This is a genomic window from Exiguobacterium sp. E4787 (assembly GCF_018618375.1).
GTDB lineage: Bacteria > Bacillota > Bacilli > Exiguobacteriales > Exiguobacteriaceae > Exiguobacterium > Exiguobacterium chiriqhucha.
In genome coordinates this window covers 185,105-207,779 of sequence record NZ_JACSLY010000004.1, presented here as the reverse complement: position 1 = coordinate 207,779, position 22,675 = coordinate 185,105, and the positions used below count along the sequence as shown (strand labels likewise).

The following is a 22,675-nucleotide window of genomic DNA, read 5'->3' as shown; positions in this document are numbered from 1 at the left end:
CCGTCGACTTCCCCCCGAAGGGTTCCGTCGATTTCCTGCGCTCGACTTGCATGTATTAGGCACGCCGCCAGCGTTCGTCCTGAGCCAGGATCAAACTCTCCAAAGAATTTGATATAGCTCTTTAAAAATGACGAAGCTTGCGCTTCATTCAAACATTGTAAAACTTTTTTGCCTCATCGTTCAGTTTTCAAAGTTCGTCTGCCGCTCTTGGCGACTTCATTAATTTATCACGTCGTCTATATCCGCGTCAACAACTTTTTTCACAAATTGTTTTACTGAAATAATCTTTTGCCGTGACAACGTTTATAACTATAATCTCTATTTACCACTTCGTCAATAGAAATATTACAAAAAATAAAAAAGGTTGAGCCCCCGTCATGAGGCCCAACGCTTCAATCTTTCGCTAGCGGCACATAGCCCGTCCGCTCCACCAATGTCTGCCCTTCTTCAGATGTCATCCAATCTAAAAACGGCTTATGCGTTTCATAGTTCTCTTCTGTCGTGATGGCATAAAATTCAGAAGTGATCGGATACGTCCCGTCAGCGATGGTTTCGACCGTTGGAGCGATTCCATTCACTTGAAGTAATTTAATGTCGTGATCTTCGACCATCTCGGTCGCATAGAAGCGGAAAGAGAATCCAATCGCATTTTTATGATTAGTGTATGCGGCCGTCTGTTCGATAATACCGCCCATACCTTCCGGAACATCTTCAACGGGTGCAGCCATCAATTTACGATCACCCATCACCCGCTGCAAGGCCGTCTGGCTCCCGCTTCCTTCTGGACGTTGGAAGGCTCGAATCGGATCATTCTCGCCTCCAACCTCACTCCAATTATCGATGTCTCCGGCATATACTTGTTGAATCTCGTCTAATTTAAGCGAATCAACTGGATTGTCTTCATGTACAAAAAAGACAAACGCTTCGCGCCCGATTGGTGTCATGTTGAACTCCACACCAGCCTTCTTAGCCGCGGCCACTTGAAGATCTGATGGTCCTGCGACAAAGATGATGTCCGTCTTCCCTTGAATCAACCGATCGTACGCTTCCCCCGTCGTCGTTGAGACGACAGGACTCTCCTCCGTACTATACGGATTATATTCGTCAGAAGGATAAACCGCTTCGACAAAAGACGCATACAGTGGATATAGTGCCGTAGCACCATCGAGGCGTGGGAGATTTGAATCGATTCTAAACGAAGATGGCGCATCGAGCTTAGCTAAATCGGATTCCTCTTTAAACGGTTGATAGTCAAACAACTCAACACCGCGTTCTTCAATCCGCAAACCCTCTGTATACACGTAGTACCCTTTCACTGAACCGAAGAACACGACTCCAATCACGGTTCCAATCAATCCGACTCGTTTGAGTTGCCCCTTCGTTAACGACGAAAAGTCATATAGCGCCATAATGAGAATTAATAAAGCGGCAACGTACCAAATGGTCCAAAGGATCGGGCGTCCTCCTGCAATCGGATTGCCCATCGTAAAGAGTGCTGTAAAGACCGATATGACTGCGGTCACAAGCACAATCAACACACTACCGAATATAAACTTGACGATTTTCATCTGATTCAACTACTCCATTCGCTTCTATATAGTTAGGCGATCTCATAGGCGATGGCTTCGACTCCAACACCTTTTGTCGGTCGCGCGACCGAACGGACATATCCTTTGCGGACAAGGAACCCGACGATGCTACCTAGGTCGACTTTCAATGCTTGCAAGTTCGGGTGTTCCATTAATTCCGAGAACGGCCACGGTTCATCGCGTTGTTGCATCGTTTGCAGTAGCAGAAGCGTGCCCGGCAACACTTTTGATTGAATCAAATGTTCCATTCCGATAATCACCAAGTGAATCCGTTGTTCAAGCGACTCTTGTCCGCTCACGAGTTCCTCGTGGAGTTTATATATTTCTAAATCGAGTGTGCGTACTTGTTTCCATAATACGATTTCAGGATGAATCCCGGCCTCTAAGACCGATAATCTGGCCAAATGAGTCAAGGCATGATGAATTTGGGTGAAGGCGTCTTGGTGTTCCTCTTGCAAAAATAAACTTCGGCCGTCTTCAAAGCGTCGCAGCAATTTCGCAAAAGCAAGCGATAGTTGCAGACGTTGCTCATCGTTTGAGAAATTACGAAGACGTTGTCGCAAGTCTAATAAAAACGTATTTCGTTCAAACAAGACCATCCCATCTTCAATCCAGTGGATGGCCCGGCGATTCTCGTTCATCAAAATCCAGCGGTCCATCATCGAATCACTCACCAAATGGAGAATGATTTTCTCTTGTCCGACCTGATAGTGCTTCACTGTCCAGAACGGTTCTTCTTTGGCTTCAATCACAATCAACAACCGGTCCGATTGGTCTGTCAACGGATCGCGTGGTCGTTTCTTCTTCACTTCGATGATGCCAAGCGTCGTCTTCAAGGCTGCATATTCCGAATAGATCGTGCGTGTGGCATACTCCATAGTCACCTTGATACCTTCTTTCTATATGATGAACTACAAACGTCCACCCAATAATCTGATACGAAAATGATTCGCCTTCTTTTAAAATTCTCCTGCCAACGATTGTATGAACTTCTCACGGTCGAGCAGATGAGCTATAGTAAAGACAGACATGGAGGGATTACGAAATGAAAAAACGGGGGAATAAAATCAACCGCGCTCGAAACCTTGCGTTGTTGCTCGTCTTTGCGGGAATCGGGGTCATGTATCTCGGCCTGTTGGCGAAAAGCATCACATGGCTGATGATTATTTTCATGTTGCTCGGCTTCGTGATGGTGTTATCGAGTTCAGCGCTCTACTTTATTATTGGGATGGCATCCACGAAAGCCATCGTCGTCACTTGCCCGAATTGTGAGAAACAGACAAAGATGCTCGGTCGGGTCGACTTATGTATGCATTGCGACGAACCGCTCACGATTGACCAATCGCTCGAAGGTAAAGAGTTCGACGAAAAATATAACAAACGCCAATCACATTCACACGAATAAAAAAACATCCTCAGGCAGAGGATGTTTTTTAATGTTTATGCGCTTGTTCAGCTTGGCACGCCGGGCATGTCCCGTATACTTCGAGACGATGACGGTCGACTTTGAACCCTGTCAATTGAGATGCGACCGATTCGATTTCATCGAGGACCGGGTAGTTGAAGTCAACGACTTTCCCACACGCATCACAGATGATGTGGTAGTGACGCGACGTCACGAAATCAAACCGGCTCGATGCGTCGCCGTAATTCATCTCTTGGACGAGACCAACTTCTTTAAAGACGCGCAAGTTGTTATAGACGGTAGCGACACTCATGTTCGGAAATCTCGCCGAAAGTGCCTTATAAATGTCATCCGCTGTCGGGTGACTGTGCTCCGTGACGAGGTACTCCAAAATGGCCTGGCGCTGAGGCGTCATTCTGACTCCATGTTCTCGGAGCGACTGAACAGCATGGTCAAGCATTTCGCTTCCCATGTCAATCCCTCATTTCTTCTATAGAATTCATACGAAGTGTTAGTAGTAATTAACCTGTTTCTTACATAGTAATCTTTATAAATAGTGTACTGATTTCTGGAACGGTCGTCAAACGTTGAGCTTATGCGGTTGACGGCTATGATACAATAAGTGCGAATTCGTAAAAGGAGGCAATACATATGGCAACATCATCTACACGCAACAATTCAGACATTTTGTATACCGATGCCTTGACGCATATCGTCGGCGGGGTCAACAGCCCTTCCCGCTCATTCAAGGCAGTCGGCGGCGGTGCACCCGTTTATATGGAACGAGGAGACGGCGCCTATTTCTATGACGTCGACGGCAATCGTTATATCGACTATTTGGCGGCATACGGTCCGATTATTACGGGCCACGCTCACCCGCATATCCATAAAGCGTTAATCGCGGCTTCGTCTAAAGGACTCCTTTACGGGACACCGCATGCGCTTGAAGTCGAGTTCGCGAAAAAACTAAAGGCGGCCATCCCGTCAATGGATAAGGTCCGTTTCACCAACTCGGGGACCGAGGCGGTCATGACGACCGTACGTGTCGCCCGTGCTTACACGGGACGCGAACTCGTCGTCAAATTCAGCGGTTGCTATCATGGCCACTCGGACTTGATGCTCATCGCAGCAGGCAGCGGACCGGCCACGCTCGGCTCACCAGACTCGGCCGGCGTCACACGGGCCACGGCGAAAGAAGTCATCACCGTGCCGTTCAATGACGTCGAGGCGTTCCGAGACATGATGCGCGAATGGGGCAGTCAAATCGCCTGTGTCCTCGTCGAACCGATTGTCGGAAACTTCGGCATCGTCGAGCCGAAACCTGGATTCCTCCAGGCCATCAACGACATCACCCATGAACATGGCGCCCTCGTTATTTACGACGAAGTGATCACGGCGTTCCGCTTCACATACGGCAGTGCCCAGCAAGTATATGGCATCGAGCCGGATATGACCGCCCTCGGGAAAATCATCGGCGGAGGCTTGCCGATTGGTGCCTATGGAGGTAAAGCTGAAATTATGGAAACGGTCGCTCCGCTCGGTCCAGCTTATCAGGCCGGAACGATGGCCGGTAACCCGGCATCGATGGCAACAGGGATTGCTTGCCTCGAAGTACTCGAGCAACCGGGTGTGTATGAAAAGCTTGACGCGCTCGGTGCCCAGCTCGAGGCCGGGATTCGTGAAGCCGCTGAAACACACGGCGTGACCATCACATTGAACCGTCTAAAAGGCGCACTTACGGTGTACTTCACGGACGAGGTCGTGACCGACTATGAGGGAGCCGAGAAGTCGGACGCTGAAGTGTTCGGACGCTTCTTTAAATTGATGCTCGAGAATGGTGTCAATTTGGCCCCTTCTAAGTATGAGGCTTGGTTCTTGACGACTGAGCATAGCGAGACAGATATCGAAGAGACGATTGTTGCGGTAAACCGCGCCTTCGCCCAACTATAAGTAAAAGGAGATGCCGCGGCATCTCCTTTTTGATTACACCGAAGGTCGGATCCACAACTGGTCGTAGCGTGGATGTCCGAATATATCGACCGGCACGTCGCCTAGAAAACTCGGGAAGCTCCGCTCCCGCTCGACATGGTATAGCGGAATGACGAGCGCCGCCTCCGTCAAATAGCGTTCCACCTCCCGATGGAGCATCGGCCAAGCGCTCATATCGGTTTGACGGTAGCGGTCCATCATCGTTCGGAGGTCCGTTTCATGTGCGACGAGCTTGCCGACGAGCGACAGTTCACTCGTCAAAAAGGCGAGAAACGCCAAATCCAAGTCTTCGCTCATCATCTCCCCGCATAAAATCAAATCGGCTCGGCGAAGTGTCTCCTCTTGCAGTAAACAACTGAGCGCATACGTCTCCGTCTCGACGGTGAAACCGGCAGCCCGCAACTGTGATGCGACGAGCGCCGCGTCTTCCGTCGCCACGTCGAACGGCAAGTGTAATAGTCGGAGCGGACGCTTAGAACTCTCGCTTGGCTCGGCCAGTGGAATCGGGCGACTCGTTTCCGGGAAAAAGCCGTGGGCCACTTGATGACGTTCTCCCCCCAAATCGACGACCGCTTGTTTATCGATCGCCCGTTGAATCGCTCGTCGCGTCGCCATATCTTCTTTCAGCCAGGAGTGCTGTAAGTTGAACATGAGATAACGAGCCCCGGCCTCGGCAATCCATTTCACGACGCTATGATCGTCCCGGGCGCTCCATTTGGCGTGATCTGCTTCCGAGAACGTGACAAACTCAACCACGTCCAATGACGGACGCGGGCGCAACCCGCGCTCGAACGCCCGTAAACGCACGACGTCGTCAGATTGTTTCTCCAATTTGAAAGGCCCCGTCCCAACAATCCCTTCTGCTCCTTCATACGTAATGGATGCCGGTGTTTGAGCAAGCAAGCGCTCGATGTAGGCCCGATGTGCTTTCGTATAGAGGTCGACCACATACGGTGCGGGCGAGTCGACCCGATCAATCGGTGCGAACAACCAGACTTGTTTGCCGCGAGCCAAGAGTCGGCTCAATGAGTAGACGACGTCTTTGCCCGTTAACGTCATCCCGTTGTGGAAAGTGATCCCTTTACGGATGTAACAGCGAAATCCAAATGGCGTCTCCTCCATATGATGGGCTAGCGACGGTTGAACCGTAGTCCCGTCCCATTCGAACAGGCGGTCGAAGACGTGACGCGATAACGACGCCTCCATCGCGATGTGGATATCAAGCGGATCAAGTGACTCGAGTGTCCGCGTCCTCGGGAAAATAAAACGGTCTTCTTCCGTCTGTTCGAAACCAAATCGATTCCAAATCCGCGCTTGGATCAGTTCCCGTAATGCGGGTGGCCAATCCCACTCCAACCATTTGGCCGCCTGCGCCATCGTAGCCTCAGAAAATGAGGTTACGACCCACGCCTGGAGCGTCTCGTCAAAGTCCGACTGAAAACGAAGCATCGATTCATGGCCGCGCCCTTTGCCGGCTTGATAGGTCACCCACCCCATCGCCTCCCATGCCTTGATATCGCGCTTCACTTGTTTCTCACTATAGCCGACCACCTCGACGGCTTGCCGGAGTGTCACGTCCATTTTGTCCGCCTGTAACGCATAGCGATAAATTGCCACTAGTTTTGCATTCATGTCATTCCCCCTAAAAGTGGACATGTCCAAATAATTTGTCTCTTTTTACCAAGTGTAGTCCACGTTTAAAGTAGTGACAAGGAGGTGCTCACATGAAATTCAAAGATTTCCCAACTAACGTCCGACTTCGACTCGTCTGTGGATTTTTCATCCGCATCGTCGGCTCGGCCATCTTTCCATTCATGGCTTTATATTTTTCAGAAGAACTCGGCAAAATCGCTGCTGGGATCATCATGACGTCATTCGTCATCGTCGGGTATGTCACCGGCTTGTTCGGTGGGTACTTCTCCGACCGCTTTAATCGCAAGCACGTCTTACAGATTGGCCAACTCGTCCAAATTCTCTGCTTCATCGGAATGACAGTCGCGATTCACCCATCGAACAACTGGGCACTCGCCGTCGCCATCTTGTATTTCGGTCATGCCGTCGCCAACGGCTTGAACTATCCGGCTCTCGAAGCGATTGTGATCGACTCGATGGAACCATCGAATCGAAAAGCGATTTATGTATATGATTATTGGCTCGTCAATTTAGCGATCGCCGGCGGTGTCATGCTCGGCGGTGCGTTCTATCGCGACTATCGGTTTGGTTTATTTATCGGTATGACGCTCGTATTGACCATCACAACGGTCGTCTTGCAACGCTATCTCGTCGATTCACATCAAGGTAATCGGTCGACGCCGGCCAACCCGATCGTCGGCGTGATTCAAAACTATCGGATTGCCTTGAATGACCGACGCTGGATGCTTTTCGTGCTCGGTAGCTTGCTCGTCTTCTCGACAGAGTTTCATATGGCAAACTATATCGGCGTTCATTTGGCCGAATCGTTCCAAGAACGTGCGATTATCGGCGTGCCGTTCGACGGTGTCCGGATGATGGCGTTCATGCAGCTCGAGAACACATTGCTCGTCGTCGCCATCACGTTCGCCGTCACCGCCTTTGTGAAACGGTACCGGGAGAAATACGTATTCTTCATCGGCTTGTCACTCTATATCACAGCGTATGCGGCCATCACATCGATGAACTCATTTCTGATTCTCGCCGTCTTGGCCATCGTCTTCACGGTCGGGGAGTTGCTATACTCACCAATCCGCCAAGTGAAGCAAGTCGACCTGCTCGACCCAGAGCGTCGCGCTTCGTATCTCGCTTTTGGAGGACTCACATTCCATGGGGCCAAACTCGTGGCCGCGGCCGGCATCGTCGTCGGGGCGTTCATCGGACCTGTGTTCATGAGCGGCTACATCTTCTTGTTCGGGGCGCTCGGGGCGTATCTTTATTACGTCTCGCTCTATAAAATGGAATCGCTACGCCAGCTTGCCGCATGACGTTTGAACTGACTCCGGAACGGAAACAGGCAAGAGAGAAGGGGGCGAACCAAATGCCAGCCATTGTATTGTTTGATGGAGACTGTAATTTTTGCGACGCCAGCGTCCAATTCATCTTGAATCGGGACACAACAGGAAATTTCCACTTTGCCTCGCTCCAAGGCGACGCTGGGAAAGCTTTACGCGAACGTCACCGCATCAGCGACTCGGTTGACAGTATCGTCTTGATTCGTGACGGCGTGCCCTATATCAAATCCGACGCGGCCATCCGGATTGCAGAAGGATTGGATGGGATGTGGCGATGGCTCCGGTTCGTGAAAATCGTCCCAAAACCGATTCGCGACTTCGGCTATGATGTCATCGCCAAGCATCGTTACGAATGGTTCGGACAAAAACAGACGTGTAAACTGCCGACACCGGAAGAACGAATCCGGTTTCTCGATCAACAACCAAAACCGCCGACTCGATGAGTCGACGGTTTTTTTAGTCCATACACGTCAAGTACGTCCAATGGCACTCCGGCATCGGATTGCCCATGAAGCTGACACCGAGGTCATCGGCCCGGTGAATCGTCGTCCACGGGGCATCCCCGACTTGAAGATACACTTCATGGTGCGGTGATTGCGTATGACTACCGGACAGTTTGAACGTGGCAGTGTCCTTCAATTGTGCGACAATCGTGTACTTGATGTCCGGCGCGATGACGAGCGGATTGCCGACCGAATGGTGCAAGCGGTATGCGGTCCGCCCCCGGTCAATATCGATAGCGTCAAGATACACTTGATCGACCGAAGCGACATCTTCTCCTGTCAGTTGATGACGGGCGTTGTATCCGCGCGTCACTCCGGCATCTTTTTTGATAGAGACGATCGGAATGTCGTGCATCCCTTCGACTTTCACTTCCGTCCGCGTCCGATAGTCGTTCGCATGAACGTTATATGGTCGTCCATCCCCTTCAAAATAAGGGTGAGGCGACAATAAGTTCGGATTTTTAATCATCGGCGGACGAATGAACGTCTGGACGCGAAGCTGAATCTGATTGACCGTCTCCAAATCAGGACGGAGCGGACTGACGAGAAAATACATGACGAACAGTTCTTTGTCGCGCCGCGTGTCCGTCTTCAATTCTTTGGCGAGTGACATTGCTTTGCCGACAGCGTGAATGAGACGCGTCCCCGGTTTCGCGTCCCGCTTCACCGGGCGGAGCGCCCGAACTTCGTACATCGTCGGTTCGTGTAGCGGTGTGTCGTCCAAATAGGCGTTCCCGACGACCTCGGCGATTCGTCGTCCTTTTCGATAAATCGCATACGTCTCGACGTCAGGAATCGGATCCCATTGGAGATGGGTACCGGTCGACGCGACGACGGCCGATGTGAGATGTCGATTCCAATACAAATCATCGCTCGGGTCGACGGCGGCCGTATACACTTTCGCCACTTCCCCTTGCTCATCCGTGAGACGATAGGCGACTTGCTCTCCGACGGCCGTCTCATGGTCGACATAGTGCTGGTCGGTCCCTTCATACACATACTTCCCGTTTCGCGTAAGCCGGATCTTCCCCTCCACTGACCACGTCAGCTCGAGTGCGTCCTTAAGCGGTTTTACTGTGATTAAACCTTCCCCGTTCATCATTGGACTCTCCCCCTTTTGGCATGTCGTTTCTTCATTCCCGTCTCACTGTCACGGAAAACAAAAAAAGGCCCCGAGTCTCCTCGAGGCCGCGTCTCATTCGACGACTGCCAAATCTTGAATCATATACAAATCGTAATAGGCTCCGCGGCGACGCATCAATTCTTCATGCGTCCCGGTCTCCATAATTTGTCCGTTATCGACGACGACAATCTTATCGGCATCGGTGATGGTCGACAATCGATGCGCGACGATGAGCGTCGTTCTCCCTTTCGTCAAACGCGCGAGCGAATCCTGAATCATCGCCTCACTCTCAAGGTCGAGCGCACTCGTCGCTTCGTCGAGAATAATGATTGGCGGATGTTTCAAGAAGACACGGGCGATGGCAAGCCGTTGTTTCTGACCGCCTGACAGTTTGACACCTTTTTCCCCGACCGGCGTATTGTAGCCATCCTGCAAGTTCGAGATGAACTCATGTGCGTTCGCTGCTTTCGCGGCGGCGATCACATCTTCGTCACTCGCTTCCGGATTCCCCATCCGGATGTTCATCGCGACCGATTCACTGAACAGAACCGAATCTTGCATGACCATCCCGATTTGATCGCGCAGCGCCCGCAATTTGAAATCACGGACATCGGTGCCATCGATTTTGATGCTGCCCGACGTGACGTCATAAAACCGGGGAATCAAGCTGACGAGCGTCGACTTTCCGCCACCGGACATGCCGACGAACGCAACCCGTTCTCCAGAGCGAATATGCAGGTTGACGTCACGGAGGGCGCGGGTACCGTCTTTCTCGTACGCAAAGCTGACCTGATCGAGTTCGATGTCGCCTGCCGTTTTCACGGGAACGAACGCACTCGATTTTTCTTCGATGTCATACGGCTCATCGAGGAACTCAAAGACCCGGTCCATCGAAGCGACCGACTGCGTGAGCGTCGTCGCCGAGTTGACGAGACGGCCGAGCGGTGCGTAGAGACGATCGATATACGCGATGAAGGCGACGAGCGTCCCGAGTGAAACTTGTTCTTGCAGGACGAGCCAAGAAGCCGATGTGAAGATTAAAATCGGTGCGATGTCCGTGATCGTCGAGACGACGACGTACGTCTTCGCGTTCCACCCTGTATGACGGAGCGCGGCCTTCAAGAAACCGCCGTTCTGTTCTTCGAACGCCTTGTTCTCATACGGTTCGAGGGCGAAGCTGCGGATAACGGCCATCCCGTTGACGCGTTCGGTCAAATGACCTTGAAGGTCCGCAAGGGCGGCCGAGCGTTCCCGCGTAAGCCGGCGCAATCTTCCGTAGAAGTAGCGAACGGCGATGGCGTAGAACGGGAGCGGCAAGATGGCGATGAGCGTCAATTGCGGGTCGATCGTGTACATGATGGCGATCGCGATTAAAATCGTGACCATATCGAGCCAAATGTTCATCAGGCCGGTGATGACGAAGTCTTTCGTCTGTTCGACATCGTTGATGATGCGCGAGATAATCTGTCCCGTCTTATTGTTCGAATAATAGCGGAGCGATAGTTTTTGGACGTGGTCGAACAATCGGTTCCGGACGTCGAATAAAATCCGCGTCGCCGCCCATTGCGCCAAATATTGGCGCAAATATTCAATCGGCGGCTTCAAGACGAGGAAGACGAAGAAGACGATGCTGAACAGCCAGACGAGCTCGGTATAATCTCTTGCCGGTTCTGGGTCTGTCAAATAAGTGTCGATGACATATCTATAAAGGAGCGGCAACCCGAGCGGGATCGAGAATTTCAAAATCCCGACGAAGATGGTCAGCGCGATTTGTTTTTTATACGGTTTAACGAACTTTAAATAACGTTTAATACTACCCATTAGTTCCTCCTTCAAGAAAAAAAGCGGAGATGAGCAATCATCTCCGGTAACGTGCTTCGTATTCGCGATACCATTCATCGACGAATGTTGGGTTGAACGGCCCTTTCCGTCCTCGAATCCAGTTAATAAGTTCTTGAACGTTCTGTTTCAAGATTCGATCAATCGCTTTCGGATAATTCATCTCGCGACGATGCCGCTCATATTCATCCTCATCTAAAATCGTGTACGACATATCCGGGAACACCTTGATGTCCAAATCGTAATCGATGTACTTGATGGCACGTTCTGCCCCATCGAACGTTGTCGGCGAACCTAGATTACAGTAGTAGTAAATCCCATCTTCGCGAATCATGCAGATGACATTGAACCAAAACTCAGATGAAAAGTAGCAAATTGCCGGCTCACGAGTTCTCCATTGCCGGCCGTCTGACTCACTGACCATAATACGGTCATTGAATCCGATCATATCCGTTTTTGACGACTGAAGGACGAGCGTTTCTTCCCAAACGCGATGCAAAGTTCCGTTGTGCTTGTAGCTCTGTATCTCGATCTTGCTACCTGCTTTGGGAAATAAGCTCATAAGCTCCTCCTTTCCGCTATGATGCTATACAATTCTCATATTTAATTATAGCGACTTTCAGAACCAATGAAAAAGGAAATCTCTTATTTTCACGAATTTAGTGTTTTTTGGAATGCCTCGGCTCGCGCTTTGAACATCGGCCGGAGCACGAAGTACTCGACGAGGACAGCCGGCACGTAACTGTCGAACGTGACCTCGTCGACCATGACGGCTTGTCCGTCCACTTGTTCGACGCGGTGGACGTGACTGAAGCGACGGAACGGAAACGGCAACTTCACGCCTTGATCACAAAAGGCACGGTCTCCGGCCAATGTGATGGCGCTATTCCAAGGCAAAGCGACCGGCCCGACCCCGATGCGGAGCTGAACGACGTTCCCCTCGACCGAGGCCCCATCCCCAACGAGCGTCACTTTCGGGAAGGACGTCAGTTTTGATAAGAGCGAAGCGTCTTGAAGCAACGTCCATAATGTGTCCACAGACGTGTCGAATCGTGTTCGTACATCAAACTGTCTCATCTTTCGCACCTGCCATCTGCTCTAATTTTTGTTGGGCGACCGATACCGTCACCACGTTGCGCGCCTCTTCGTTGAGCCAAGCCCACTCGCCGTCCGGCAGCGTCTCGACTTCATATAAATCGATGTACCAGACGATATGAGAAAACACATGTTTCACTTGTCCAATATAGGTTCCGTTTAACTGTTCCCCCGTTCCGCGGTCTGTAAGCGGATATTGCCACATTCCAGCGAGCAGACCGGCTTCCGGGCGTTTCACGTATGCGGTCCGACCGTCCTGCCGACAGTAGAGCGCATCGTACATCTCAATCCGAGCCGCTCCTTTTTTCGTCTTGACCGGGAGTTCATCTTGCACGTTATGGGTATAAGCATAACAATCGTCTTGAACGGGACAGAGCGAACACATCGGGTTTTTCGGCGTGCATACCGTCGCCCCGAGCTCCATGATGCCTTCGTTAAAATCTGAGGCATGCGCCGGGTCCATCAGTTGGCGCACGACTTGTTCGAACAGTTTTCGTGTCTTCGGGATGGCGATGTCGTCATAAATCCCGAATTGACGAGACATGACGCGCATAACGTTGCCATCGACGGCCGGTTCCGGCTGATTGTAGGCAATCGACAACACCGCCCCGGTCGTATACGGTCCGACACCTTTCAGCTTTTCGAACCGCTCTTTTTCCTCGGGGACGATCCCGTCGTACACGGCAACGACCTCTCGGACGGCTTGATGAAGGTTACGGACCCGTGAATAATAACCGAGTCCTTCCCAATATTTGACGACCTCATCGGGTTCGGCCGCTGCCAATGTCTCAATCGTCGGGAACCGCTCCATGAAACGGTTATAGTATGGGATGACGGTATCAACGCGCGTCTGTTGGAGCATAACTTCGCTCACCCAGACCCGATATGGATTTTTTCCGTGGCGCCATGGCAAATCACGCTTTTCGCGATTGAACCACGTCACTAAATTTGTGTTAAATTCTTGAATATTATAATTTGTGAACAATTTATCAACATCGAGCATTTTGTTTCCCCTCGTTTTAAAAATATTGTATGATGTAGTGGATTAAAATATGCGGTTTTTCTATTTTTATGGAGGTGCTGAAGCACATTGGATACTGCTACTCACATTGGGATGGGACTAGGTTTAAGTGCAATCGCGACACTCAGCCCGGAGGTGTCAGGCGACACACAAATGTTTCTAGCCATGACAGCGACGGCACTCGTCGGCTCGCACGCTCCGGACTTTGACACGGTCTTCAAACTAAAAGGAAATAGCACGTATTTACGCCAGCACCGCGGTCGTTCACACGGAATAACCGCATTACTCGCCTGGCCGATCATCGTCAGCGCCGTCATCGGACTCGCGCTTGGCGTCAACCCCGCCTCACTATGGGTCATGGCACAAATCGCTGTGTTGCTGCACGTCACGGTCGACTTATTTAACGCCTACGGGACGCAGGCCCTCCAACCGTTTTCGAAAAAATGGATTGGCTGGGGCGTCATCGGGACGTTTGATCCGTATTTGTTCTCTGCCTACTATGGGGCATATGTATTATGGCTTATCACAGGGGCGACTGTCCCGATTTTTGCATTGCTCATTGCGCTCGTCATCAGCTATTACGCGATTCAATTCAAGTTGCGTAACCGCGCCCTCGCCACGGTCGCCCGTCACTTCGCTGGTGCACACGAACTGTTCATCTCGCCAGGTATCGGTTGGGATGACTGGCATGTCGCCGTTCGATTCCGCAACGGTTTAGGTGCCGTCAAAGTGAAAAAAGGGACGGTCATCGAATGCGGTCGTTTCCGTGACAAGCCGATGCCAGGTGAAGATGACCTTCACTTCGTGGAAGCGCGTAAAAATGCGGATCTTCAATCGTTCCTCGAATTCTCGAAGATTCACACGTATACGGTCACACGCCACAATGGGATGATCGAGTATCGCTTCACGAACTTACGTTATTTCGCGAAAGATATCTATCCGTTCGTCGCCGTCGTCATCGTCGACGAAGAATCGAATGAAGTGTTGTCTTCATTCACTGGCTGGGTGTTCAGTGAAGAGAGCTTGCAAAAGAAATTGGCCTACGTACAGTAAAAAGTCGCTCACAGGAGCGACTTTTTTTATGCCTCTGACTCCGTGAACTGGAGCTCAAAGTCAAATTTGACTTTTTTATCGACGAGAACGCCACCCGCTTCGAGCGCCTGGTTCCACGTCAATCCGTAATCTTCCCGGTTGATCGACCCGTCCCCGGTAAAGGCGTGTTTCATGTTGCCCCACGGATCTTTCGCGCTTCCCTCGTACTCGACTTCGAACGTCTCTTCCCGGGTCGTCCCGCGAATCGTTAAATTCCCGGTCAATTCGAATTCACCGCCACCTTTTGAGCGGAACGATGTCGACTCGAACACGATGTCCTCGTGCTGCTCCACATCGAAGAAGTCTCCAGACCGTAAATGGTTGTCACGGTCACTGTTGTTCGTATCGATTGATGCCGCCTTAATCGTCACCTTCACGCTTGCGTTCGCGAGATCATCGGGTTGCCCGTTCGCCACGACCTGAAAATCTTTGAACTCTCCTTTTACTTTCGAAATCATCATATGCTTGACCGTAAAGTTGATGGTACTGTGTGCTGGATCGACTTGATATGCTTTTGCCATGAATCCGTCCACTCCTTCGATTTGAAATTGATACTAATATGATGTTTACCACAAATCTTGACTTCAAAACATATCAATTCAAATGTGACAAATTATTGTCAAAAAATTTTGACTTTTATCACAACGACCCGTTACGATGGAAAAAGGGAGCTGTTGACTTACAATAAAATGTAAGCGCATACATAGTCTCCCCTATACTTTACGGAAAAGGGAGGAACGACCATGATTTATGAAGTCCCAAACTCGACAGGCACGAAAGTACACTTTAAAGACCGCTATGAAAATTACATCAACGGAAAGTGGACAGCGCCTGCGGGGGGAGAATATTTTGAGAACACCTCTCCGGTAAATGGTAAAGTTTTATGCGAAGTCGCTCGCTCAACGAAAGAAGATATCGAGCTCGCCTTGGATTCGGCCCATACCGCCAAAGACGCATGGGGCAAAACGTCGGTCACAGAACGCTCCGTCATTTTAAATAAGATTGCCGATCGCATGGAAGCGAACCTCGAGATGCTCGCTTACGCCGAGACATGGGAGAACGGGAAAGCCGTCCGCGAAACGCTCAACGCCGACCTCCCGCTCGCCATCGATCACTTCCGCTATTTCGCGGGCGTCATCCGGTCACAGGAAGGCGGCATCAGTGAACTCGACAACGACACGGTCGCTTATCATTTCAATGAACCGCTCGGTGTCGTAGCCCAAATCATCCCATGGAACTTCCCAATCTTGATGGCGGTCTGGAAAGTCGCACCGGCCCTCGCTGCCGGAAACTGTATCGTGTTAAAACCAGCTGAGCAGACGCCGGCTTCAATCATGGTGCTCATGGAACTGATTGAAGACCTGCTCCCGCCCGGCGTGTTGAATATCGTCAACGGATTCGGGCTCGAGGCCGGCAAACCGCTCGCGTCGAGCGACCGCGTCGACAAAGTCGCCTTCACGGGTGAGACGACGACAGGTCGACTCATCATGCAATACGCCTCACAAAACATCATCCCGGTCACACTCGAACTCGGCGGGAAGTCACCGAACATCTTCTTCGCGGACATCATGGACGCCGATGATGATTTCTTTGACAAGTCGATTGAAGGACTCGTCATGTTCGCCTTGAATCAAGGTGAGGTGTGTACATGCCCTTCGCGCGCGCTTATCCACGAGTCGATTTATGAGCCGTTCATGGAACGGGTGCTCGAACGAGTCAAAGCAATCAAGCTCGGCAATCCGCTCGACCCTGACGTCATGATGGGTGCCCAAGCCTCGAATGAGCAGATGGAAAAAATCTTGTCGTATTTGGAGATCGGAAAGTCGGAAGGCGCAGAGTGCCTCATCGGCGGCGAACGCAACATGATGGACGGCGAACTCGCCGACGGCTATTATGTGCAGCCGACCATCTTCAAAGGCCATAACAAGATGCGCATCTTCCAAGAAGAGATCTTCGGACCGGTCCTATCGGTGACGACGTTCAAAGACGACGCCGAGGCGCTCGCCATCGCGAACGACACGTTATACGGACTCGGTGCCGGCGTCTGGACGCGTGACATGAACCGCGCCTACCGCTTCGGTCGCGAGATTCAAGCGGGTCGCGTCTGGATTAACTGCTATCACCAATATCCGGCCCATGCCGCGTTCGGTGGATACAAAATGTCTGGGATTGGCCGCGAGAACCATAAGATGATGCTCAACCATTATCAACGGACAAAAAACATGCTCGTCAGCTATAGCGAACAAAAACTCGGGTTCTTCTGAGATGGTGAACCGCGTCGAGGCCACCCCCGCCACGCTCGCGCTCCTCGAACAGCTGAAACGAAAACATGGACCGCTCTTGTTTCACCAGTCGGGCGGTTGTTGTGACGGGAGCTCCCCGATGTGTTTCCCGCAAGACGAGTTCATGATTGGCGATCATGACGTCCTGCTCGGAGAAATCGGCGGTTGTCCATTTTATATGCACGAGAAGCAATACGATTATTGGAAACACACCCAGCTCATCATCGACGTCGTCGAGGGCCGGGGCGGTATGTTCTCGGTCGAGGGCGTCGAAGGAAAACGGTTTTTAAGCCGTTCCCGCGTGTTCACGGACGAAGAAAGGGCCGAGTTGCAACAGAGCTGAATGTAGAAGACCAGTCATCTCGGTGGCTGGTCTTTTTTAGTCAAAAGATATCCTTTTCTCAAAATTACATTTCCAATTTAACCCAAAAATCACCCTAAAATTCAGCTCTTTTCGATATAGTAAAAAGAGACACGAAAGGAGGCAGACTATGTCCGAGCTTCTCACGAGCATGCTTAACGGAATGATGATTTCATTGGTCAGTCTATTCGGTCCTTTGTTCCTGGTGATGAGCGGTATATTGTATAGGAAGGTCAAGCGTTATAAACGGAGCCGCTATTATGCCCAGACCGGACATAGCTATTTCAAAGTCGTTCAAGACACCGGCTTATACGGCGAATATTTATGTGTCGCCGCCATCGAGGAGCGCGTCCCGAACCCCCTCATCTTGACGAATCTATATTTGCCCCATCCAAAGAATCGAGAGCGTACGACTGAAATCGATGTGGTGTTCATCAACAAGAGCGGCGTCCACGTGATTGAGTCGAAAAATTATAGCGGCTGGATTTTTGGACATGAACAAGAACGCCATTGGACCCAATCGATGCCGAACCGAAAGAAGTTTCGATTTTTCAATCCGATCAAACAAAACGAGTTACATATGAAAGCGATGGAACAAACGCTTGCTGTGGAGCGGAGTCTGCTCCACTCTTGGATCGTCTTCAGCGATCGGTCGACCTTGAAGCGCATCGACGTGGCCGGCGTTCCCGTATTGAACCGGAAGACATGGAAACAACAGATTGCCTTGTCAGGCGAGGCCCGTTTGACGTTGGCCGAACAGACGGCCATCTACGAGCACCTGCTCCAATTCGCATCTGCGGACGAAGCTGTCAAGAAGGCCCATATCGCCGCCAAGCAACGGGTGACATGATTCCCCGTCCCATCCAAAAAAGTCCCGCTCACGGTGAGCGGGACTCCTTTTATTTACTCTGCATTTTAAAGCGCAAGTATAGTTCGTTATAATACGCGTTCATGCGCTTGCCTAAGTTCTCATACACTTCGAGCTCATCCGTCACTTCTTTCGTCGGATAGAAGCGTTCGTCTGACGTCACTTCTTCATCCAAGAATTCAAGTGCTGCTTCGTTCGGTGTAGAATAGCCGACATAATCGGTGTTTCGGGCCGCGATTTCCGCGTCGAGCATGAAGTCGATGAACTGATGAGCGCCTTCGACGTTTTTCGATGTGTTCGGAATGACGAGGTTGTCGAACCAAAGATTCGTCCCTTCTTCCGGGATGACGTACGTCAACTCTTCGTTCTCGTACATGATTTCGGAGGCGTCACCTGACCAGACGACGGCCGCGGCCGCTTCGCGATTGGCCATGAGCATCTTGATTTCATCGCCGACGATCGCTTTAATGTTCGGCCAGAGTGTCTCGAGCTTCTTCTCCGCTTCGAGCAGCTCATCTTTGTCCGTCGTGTTGAGCGAGTAACCGAGTGAGTTCAGACCGAAGCCCATCACTTCACGCGTCCCGTCTGCGAGCAAGATGTCATTCTCGAGCGGCATGTCCCATAGGTCGTTCCATGACGTAATCTCACCGTCGACGAGTTCAGGGTTATACACGATGCCCACCGTCCCCCAGAAGTAAGGGACCGAGTACGTGTTGCCCGGGTCGAACGACTTGTCGAGGAAACGTGGGTCAATGTTATCGAAGTTCTCGAGCTTGTCATAATCGATTGGCAAGAGCAGGTCTTCTTCAATCATTTTACTGATGGCGTAATCCGACGGGACGGCGATGTCGAACGCCGTGCCGCCTTGCTCGATTTTAGTGAGCATCGCCTCGTTCGAGTCAAACGTCTGATAGATGACTTTCAAGCCCGTCTCTTCCTCGAACTCTCCAATCAAGTCTTCATCGATATAATCGCCCCAGTTGTAGACGACGAGCGTGTTATCGCCGCCGAATCCTTGCGCCATATTGATTTGATACACCCAGAGCAAGAGGCCGAAACTGACGACGACCGGCACCGTCAACATGATGACCAATTTTTTCATCGTCTTACCTCCTTCGCTTTACCACCGCGTTGGGCGAGCACATAATACCCAAGGACGAGAATGAGTGTGAACAAGAACAAGATGGCTGACAAGGCGTTAATTTCGAGCGAGATGCCTTGACGGGCGCGTGAGTAGACTTCAACGGCAAGTGTCGTAAAGCCGTTGCCCGTCACGAAGAACGTGACGGCAAAGTCATCGAGCGAATACGTGAGCGCCGTGAAGAACCCGGCAAAGATTCCCGGTGTGATGTACGGCAAGATGACTTTCGTCAATACGTCCCACGTACTTGCCCCGAGGTCACGCGACGCATCGATGAGCGTCGGGCTCATCTCTTGCAGCTTCGGCAACACCAAGATGACGACAATTGGTACCGAGAAGGCGATGTGCGCCAATAACACCGAGTAAAAGCCGAGCTGAATCCCGAGCATCGTGAACAAGATGAGGAACGACGCCCCGATGATGACGTCCGGGCTGACGATCAACACGTTGTTGAGCGACAAGAGTGACGTCTTCGTGAAGCGTTGCCGCGCCGTATAGATGGCGAGCGCCCCGATGACGCCGAGCACGGTTGAAATCGTCGCCGACAGCAAGGCGATGACGATTGTGTTTAAGACGATGACGAGCAGGCGGGTGTCGGTAAAGAGCGACTTGTACCAATCGAGCGTAAAGCCTTCAAAGTTACTCATCGTCCCGCCGCTGTTGAACGAGTAGACGACCAAATAGAGAATCGGTGCATAGAGGATGAAGAACACCGCCATCAAATAGAGGTTAGCTAATTTAAATTTTTTCGGTTTCATCGACGCACCGCCCCTTTCGCACCCCAGTCACGTGTGATGACCATGACGAGGACCATCGCCAAAATCAAGAACACGGCAATCGTCGAGCCCATGCCCCAGTTTTGCGTGACGAGGAATTGTTGTTCAATCGCCGTCCCGAGCGTGATGACACGGTTCCCCGCAATCAGTCGAGTGATCATAAAGAGCGACAACGCCGGGATGAAGACGATTTGAATCCCTGACTTCACACCGTCGAGCGTGAGTGGGAAGATGACCCGGCGGAATGTCGTCCAGTTCGAGGCCCCGAGATCGCGCGACGCATAGACGAGCGACGGCGGCAGTTTCTCGATGGCGTTATAAATCGGCAAAATCATGAACGGGATGAAGATGTACACCGACACGAACACGAAACTGAAGTCCGTGAACAAAATCTGTTGTGTCCCGATGCCGATTGCCTCTAAAAACTGGTTCGTGATGCCGTACGTCCCGAAAATGCCGAGGAACGCATAGGCTTTGAGCAATAGGTTGATCCATGATGGCAAAATGATGAGCAAAAGCCAAAGTTGCTTATGCTTCGTCTTCGTCAATAAATAGGCGGTCGGATACCCGATCAAAAGCGAGAAGAACGTAATCAAGAACGCATACCAGAAAGAAGATAACGTCATCGTCAAATACGTCGACGTGAAGAACATCTGATAGTTCTCTAAACTCAAGTTCCCTTCGATATCAAAAAACGAGTAGTAGACGACGAGCAGGAGCGGCGCGATGACGAACAGCGCAATCCATAACCAGTAGGTCGTCAAATAGACCGTCTTCGCGGTTTGACTAGTTTGATTCATGAGCGACCTCCTCATAGGACTCGAGACGACGGTCGAACTCTTCCTCCGTCTCTCCTAAGCGCATGACGTGAATCGCCTCATCATCGAACGTGAGGCCGATTTTCGAACCGACGACCGATTTTTTCGTCGAATGAACGAGCCATTCGTTGCCTTCTTGGTCATAGCAGCAAATCTCATAGTGGACGCCTCGGAACAGTTGCGAGTCGACGTCGACAACAAGTTTCGCAGATTCGACCGATGTCATCTCTAAATCTTCCGGCCGGATGATGACTTCGACTTTCTCATTGCGGTCAAACCCTTGGTCGACACAATCGAACGTCTTCCCGGCGAACGTGACGACGTTGTCCTCTGGCATGACGCCCGGTACGATGTTCGATTCCCCGATGAAATCGGCGACGAAACGGTTGATCGGCTCATCGTAAATATCGGTCGGTGTACCGCTTTGTACGATTTTCCCGTTATTCATAACGAAAATCTCATCCGACATCGCGAGCGCTTCTTCTTGGTCGTGCGTGACAAAGATGAACGTAATGCCGAGACGCTGTTGCAATTCGCGGAGCTCATATTGCATCTCGGTCCGGAGTTTCAAATCGAGCGCCGAGAGCGGTTCATCAAGCAAGATGACTTCCGGTTCGTTGACGATGGCCCGGGCGATGGCGACACGTTGGCGCTGCCCGCCTGACATCTCATCGATTTCACGTGACTCATACCCTTTCAAGTTGACGAATTTGAGCGCCTGTTCGACTTTCGTCTTCACGTCCGCTTCTTTCATCTTCTTGATGCGCAGACCGAACGCGACGTTCTCGAACACGTTCAAGTGCGGGAAGAGCGCATAGTCTTGGAACACGGTGTTCACTTGACGTTTGTTCGCCGGGACGTCGTTGATGCGTTTCCCGTTGAACTGGATATCGCCTGCTGACGCATCCGTGAAGCCGGCGATTAAGCGTAAAATCGTCGTCTTCCCACATCCAGATGGCCCGAGCAACGTGTAGAACTTCCCTTTCTCAATCTCGAAGCTGATGTTTTCTAAGACGACGGTGTCATCGTAACGCTTCGACACATTGTCAAAGCGAATAATCGTTTCTGGGTTCATTTCAGTTCCTCCCTTATAAATATGAATGGGTCGCGACGATTAAACATTCACTCTCGCCGTCGTAGTCATTGACGAGTTGATGCGAATCGGAGGCGACGTAATAGAGTGTTTCTCCGGTCTTGGCGAAGTACGTATGATTGCCAAGTTTTAGCGCGATGTGCCCCGATAGGACATAGACAAACGTCTCCGATCGCGACGGCTCATATCGTTTGAACTCGCCCTGCTTCGAGAACGTTAGTAAAATGGGCTCCATCTCTTTTTCGTTCGATTCCGGGATGAGCCATTCAGTCCGATATTTCCGCTCCTCGTCGACGTAGACGGTCCGATCGTCCTCGGTATAGATCACTTTTTGATTCACATCTTCATCAAAAAACTCTTTCGGCGAACATCCGAGCACTTCCAACAAGTCGAATAGTGTCTCAAGCGAAGGTGAACTCAAATCACGCTCGATTTGAGAAATATAGCCTTTACTCAAATCCGTGCGCTCGGCCAACTCTTCTTGCGTCAGCCCTTTCTTGACGCGGAGCCGCTTGATTTTTTGACCGACTTCCAAGTCACAATCCCTCCTTTCGGCTTTGCTTCAAGTTTAGTGAAAGATGATTCCAACTAAAGAAAGTTTATAAATACTTAACTACAAAGCGAACTAATAGCGACCTTTATTATAACGGATTGTGTGCAGTTTGCAAGTAAAAAATCACGCCGATTTCCGGCGTG

At 51.1% G+C, this 22,675-nt stretch carries 23 protein-coding genes and 1 rRNA gene; 8 read left to right on the top strand and 16 right to left on the bottom strand.

Going from position 1 to position 22,675, the window contains the following annotated elements:
• The 3 genes from KNP80_RS07095 to KNP80_RS07085 all read right to left on the bottom strand — a co-directional run.
• Window positions 1-106: ribosomal RNA gene (locus tag KNP80_RS07095) — 16S ribosomal RNA — on the bottom strand; the annotation flags it as partial.
• 286 nt (window positions 107-392) lie between these two features.
• Window positions 393-1,568: a PstS family phosphate ABC transporter substrate-binding protein gene (locus tag KNP80_RS07090; protein ID WP_214834425.1), complete on the bottom strand. Its 1,176-nt coding sequence runs from the start codon at window positions 1,566-1,568 to the stop codon at window positions 393-395.
• 32 nt (window positions 1,569-1,600) lie between these two features.
• Window positions 1,601-2,467 carry a nucleotidyltransferase-like protein gene (locus tag KNP80_RS07085; RefSeq protein WP_214715624.1) on the bottom strand — a complete coding sequence of 289 codons (867 nt, stop codon included), beginning with the start codon at window positions 2,465-2,467 and terminating at the stop codon, window positions 1,601-1,603.
• A gap of 167 nt (window positions 2,468-2,634) precedes the next feature.
• Between KNP80_RS07085 and KNP80_RS07080 the strand changes: the two genes are divergently transcribed.
• Window positions 2,635-2,994 carry a YgzB family protein gene (locus KNP80_RS07080; protein ID WP_021067733.1) on the top strand — a complete coding sequence of 120 codons (360 nt, stop codon included), beginning with the start codon at window positions 2,635-2,637 and terminating at the stop codon, window positions 2,992-2,994.
• Window positions 2,995-3,022: 28 nt separating this feature from the next.
• Here KNP80_RS07080 and perR read toward each other — a convergent pair whose 3' ends face one another.
• Window positions 3,023-3,466: a peroxide-responsive transcriptional repressor PerR gene (perR, locus tag KNP80_RS07075; RefSeq protein ID WP_021067734.1), complete on the bottom strand. Its 444-nt coding sequence runs from the start codon at window positions 3,464-3,466 to the stop codon at window positions 3,023-3,025.
• Between the two features lie 179 nt (window positions 3,467-3,645).
• Between perR and KNP80_RS07070 the strand changes: the two genes are divergently transcribed.
• Complete coding sequence (locus tag KNP80_RS07070) at window positions 3,646-4,944, top strand: glutamate-1-semialdehyde 2,1-aminomutase (RefSeq protein ID WP_214834391.1); 1,299 nt, start codon at window positions 3,646-3,648, stop codon at window positions 4,942-4,944.
• A 33-nt stretch (window positions 4,945-4,977) separates the two neighbouring features.
• Here KNP80_RS07070 and KNP80_RS07065 read toward each other — a convergent pair whose 3' ends face one another.
• The gene (locus tag KNP80_RS07065) at window positions 4,978-6,615 is read right to left on the bottom strand and encodes an ABC transporter substrate-binding protein (protein ID WP_214834388.1); all 1,638 of its coding nucleotides are present in this window, start codon (window positions 6,613-6,615) and stop codon (window positions 4,978-4,980) included.
• A 92-nt stretch (window positions 6,616-6,707) separates the two neighbouring features.
• Between KNP80_RS07065 and KNP80_RS07060 the strand changes: the two genes are divergently transcribed.
• Entirely contained in the window at window positions 6,708-7,940 is a 1,233-nt protein-coding gene (locus tag KNP80_RS07060) for an MFS transporter (protein WP_214834385.1), read from the top strand.
• 53 nt (window positions 7,941-7,993) lie between these two features.
• On the top strand, window positions 7,994-8,410 hold the full coding sequence (locus tag KNP80_RS07055) for a thiol-disulfide oxidoreductase DCC family protein (protein WP_214833264.1): 417 nt from the start codon (window positions 7,994-7,996) through the stop codon (window positions 8,408-8,410).
• A gap of 13 nt (window positions 8,411-8,423) precedes the next feature.
• On the opposite strand, the gene KNP80_RS07050 is transcribed toward KNP80_RS07055, so the two are convergent.
• From KNP80_RS07050 to mutY, 5 genes are all read right to left on the bottom strand, one after another.
• Complete coding sequence (locus tag KNP80_RS07050; RefSeq protein WP_214833262.1) at window positions 8,424-9,572, bottom strand: DUF3238 domain-containing protein; 1,149 nt, start codon at window positions 9,570-9,572, stop codon at window positions 8,424-8,426.
• A 93-nt stretch (window positions 9,573-9,665) separates the two neighbouring features.
• Window positions 9,666-11,414, bottom strand: a complete 1,749-nt coding sequence (locus tag KNP80_RS07045; RefSeq protein WP_214833260.1) for an ABC transporter ATP-binding protein — start codon at window positions 11,412-11,414, stop codon at window positions 9,666-9,668.
• Window positions 11,415-11,451: 37 nt separating this feature from the next.
• Window positions 11,452-11,994 (bottom strand): nucleoside tri-diphosphate phosphatase, encoded by a 543-nt coding sequence (gene ntdP / locus KNP80_RS07040; protein ID WP_021067741.1) that lies wholly within the window; start codon window positions 11,992-11,994, stop codon window positions 11,452-11,454.
• An 89-nt stretch (window positions 11,995-12,083) separates the two neighbouring features.
• Entirely contained in the window at window positions 12,084-12,470 is a 387-nt protein-coding gene (locus tag KNP80_RS07035; protein ID WP_286038422.1) for an SRPBCC family protein, read from the bottom strand.
• 25 nt (window positions 12,471-12,495) lie between these two features.
• A complete protein-coding gene (gene mutY / locus KNP80_RS07030; RefSeq protein ID WP_214833259.1) occupies window positions 12,496-13,530 on the bottom strand; it encodes an A/G-specific adenine glycosylase in 1,035 nt (344 codons plus the stop codon).
• Window positions 13,531-13,641: 111 nt separating this feature from the next.
• Here mutY and KNP80_RS07025 point away from each other — a divergent pair, with 111 nt between their 5' ends.
• Window positions 13,642-14,601, top strand: coding sequence for a metal-dependent hydrolase (locus tag KNP80_RS07025; protein ID WP_251128971.1), 960 nt, complete (start codon window positions 13,642-13,644; stop codon window positions 14,599-14,601).
• A gap of 26 nt (window positions 14,602-14,627) precedes the next feature.
• On the opposite strand, the gene KNP80_RS07020 is transcribed toward KNP80_RS07025, so the two are convergent.
• Window positions 14,628-15,161 (bottom strand): YceI family protein, encoded by a 534-nt coding sequence (locus KNP80_RS07020; RefSeq protein ID WP_214719902.1) that lies wholly within the window; start codon window positions 15,159-15,161, stop codon window positions 14,628-14,630.
• A gap of 222 nt (window positions 15,162-15,383) precedes the next feature.
• Here KNP80_RS07020 and exaC point away from each other — a divergent pair, with 222 nt between their 5' ends.
• From exaC to KNP80_RS07005, 3 genes are all read left to right on the top strand, one after another.
• Window positions 15,384-16,904, top strand: coding sequence for an acetaldehyde dehydrogenase ExaC (exaC, locus tag KNP80_RS07015; protein WP_214834380.1), 1,521 nt, complete (start codon window positions 15,384-15,386; stop codon window positions 16,902-16,904).
• Window position 16,905: 1 nt separating this feature from the next.
• Window positions 16,906-17,265 (top strand): DUF779 domain-containing protein, encoded by a 360-nt coding sequence (locus KNP80_RS07010; RefSeq protein WP_131438319.1) that lies wholly within the window; start codon window positions 16,906-16,908, stop codon window positions 17,263-17,265.
• 148 nt (window positions 17,266-17,413) lie between these two features.
• On the top strand, window positions 17,414-18,133 hold the full coding sequence (locus tag KNP80_RS07005; protein WP_214719901.1) for a nuclease-related domain-containing protein: 720 nt from the start codon (window positions 17,414-17,416) through the stop codon (window positions 18,131-18,133).
• Window positions 18,134-18,182: 49 nt separating this feature from the next.
• On the opposite strand, the gene KNP80_RS07000 is transcribed toward KNP80_RS07005, so the two are convergent.
• The 5 genes from KNP80_RS07000 to KNP80_RS06980 are packed head-to-tail and all read right to left on the bottom strand — an operon-like array spanning window position 18,183 to window position 22,514.
• Window positions 18,183-19,253 (bottom strand): ABC transporter substrate-binding protein, encoded by a 1,071-nt coding sequence (locus KNP80_RS07000; protein WP_029596014.1) that lies wholly within the window; start codon window positions 19,251-19,253, stop codon window positions 18,183-18,185.
• Complete coding sequence (locus tag KNP80_RS06995; protein WP_021067750.1) at window positions 19,250-20,050, bottom strand: ABC transporter permease; 801 nt, start codon at window positions 20,048-20,050, stop codon at window positions 19,250-19,252. The genes KNP80_RS07000 and KNP80_RS06995 overlap by 4 nt, the downstream gene beginning before the upstream one ends.
• Window positions 20,047-20,868 (bottom strand): ABC transporter permease, encoded by an 822-nt coding sequence (locus KNP80_RS06990; RefSeq protein ID WP_034780994.1) that lies wholly within the window; start codon window positions 20,866-20,868, stop codon window positions 20,047-20,049. The genes KNP80_RS06995 and KNP80_RS06990 overlap by 4 nt, the downstream gene beginning before the upstream one ends.
• On the bottom strand, window positions 20,855-21,961 hold the full coding sequence (locus KNP80_RS06985) for an ABC transporter ATP-binding protein (protein WP_029596016.1): 1,107 nt from the start codon (window positions 21,959-21,961) through the stop codon (window positions 20,855-20,857). The genes KNP80_RS06990 and KNP80_RS06985 overlap by 14 nt, the downstream gene beginning before the upstream one ends.
• Window positions 21,962-21,974: 13 nt before the next feature.
• Complete coding sequence (locus KNP80_RS06980; RefSeq protein ID WP_021067753.1) at window positions 21,975-22,514, bottom strand: helix-turn-helix domain-containing protein; 540 nt, start codon at window positions 22,512-22,514, stop codon at window positions 21,975-21,977.
• Window positions 22,515-22,675: the final 161 nt, after the last annotated feature.

Excerpts from the sequence above, each read along its gene's own strand:
- KNP80_RS07085 (WP_214715624.1), bottom strand. The coding sequence starts at position 2,467 with ATGGAGTATGCCACACGCACGATCTATTCGGAATATGCAGCCTTGAAG.
- KNP80_RS07065 (WP_214834388.1), bottom strand. The coding sequence starts at position 6,615 with ATGAATGCAAAACTAGTGGCAATTTATCGCTATGCGTTACAGGCGGAC.
- KNP80_RS07090 (WP_214834425.1), bottom strand. The coding sequence starts at position 1,568 with ATGAAAATCGTCAAGTTTATATTCGGTAGTGTGTTGATTGTGCTTGTG.
- KNP80_RS07005 (WP_214719901.1), top strand. The coding sequence starts at position 17,414 with ATGTCCGAGCTTCTCACGAGCATGCTTAACGGAATGATGATTTCATTG.
- KNP80_RS06990 (WP_034780994.1), bottom strand. The coding sequence starts at position 20,868 with ATGAATCAAACTAGTCAAACCGCGAAGACGGTCTATTTGACGACCTAC.
- exaC (WP_214834380.1), top strand. The coding sequence starts at position 15,384 with ATGATTTATGAAGTCCCAAACTCGACAGGCACGAAAGTACACTTTAAA.
- KNP80_RS07010 (WP_131438319.1), top strand. The coding sequence starts at position 16,906 with ATGGTGAACCGCGTCGAGGCCACCCCCGCCACGCTCGCGCTCCTCGAA.
- perR (WP_021067734.1), bottom strand. The coding sequence starts at position 3,466 with ATGGGAAGCGAAATGCTTGACCATGCTGTTCAGTCGCTCCGAGAACAT.
- ntdP (WP_021067741.1), bottom strand. The coding sequence starts at position 11,994 with ATGAGCTTATTTCCCAAAGCAGGTAGCAAGATCGAGATACAGAGCTAC.
- KNP80_RS07025 (WP_251128971.1), top strand. The coding sequence starts at position 13,642 with ATGGGACTAGGTTTAAGTGCAATCGCGACACTCAGCCCGGAGGTGTCA.
- KNP80_RS06985 (WP_029596016.1), bottom strand. The coding sequence starts at position 21,961 with ATGAACCCAGAAACGATTATTCGCTTTGACAATGTGTCGAAGCGTTAC.
- KNP80_RS06995 (WP_021067750.1), bottom strand. The coding sequence starts at position 20,050 with ATGAAACCGAAAAAATTTAAATTAGCTAACCTCTATTTGATGGCGGTG.
- KNP80_RS07045 (WP_214833260.1), bottom strand. The coding sequence starts at position 11,414 with ATGGGTAGTATTAAACGTTATTTAAAGTTCGTTAAACCGTATAAAAAA.
- KNP80_RS07055 (WP_214833264.1), top strand. The coding sequence starts at position 7,994 with ATGCCAGCCATTGTATTGTTTGATGGAGACTGTAATTTTTGCGACGCC.
- KNP80_RS07080 (WP_021067733.1), top strand. The coding sequence starts at position 2,635 with ATGAAAAAACGGGGGAATAAAATCAACCGCGCTCGAAACCTTGCGTTG.
- KNP80_RS07020 (WP_214719902.1), bottom strand. The coding sequence starts at position 15,161 with ATGGCAAAAGCATATCAAGTCGATCCAGCACACAGTACCATCAACTTT.
- KNP80_RS07070 (WP_214834391.1), top strand. The coding sequence starts at position 3,646 with ATGGCAACATCATCTACACGCAACAATTCAGACATTTTGTATACCGAT.
- KNP80_RS07050 (WP_214833262.1), bottom strand. The coding sequence starts at position 9,572 with ATGATGAACGGGGAAGGTTTAATCACAGTAAAACCGCTTAAGGACGCA.
- KNP80_RS07000 (WP_029596014.1), bottom strand. The coding sequence starts at position 19,253 with ATGAAAAAATTGGTCATCATGTTGACGGTGCCGGTCGTCGTCAGTTTC.
- KNP80_RS07060 (WP_214834385.1), top strand. The coding sequence starts at position 6,708 with ATGAAATTCAAAGATTTCCCAACTAACGTCCGACTTCGACTCGTCTGT.
- mutY (WP_214833259.1), bottom strand. The coding sequence starts at position 13,530 with ATGCTCGATGTTGATAAATTGTTCACAAATTATAATATTCAAGAATTT.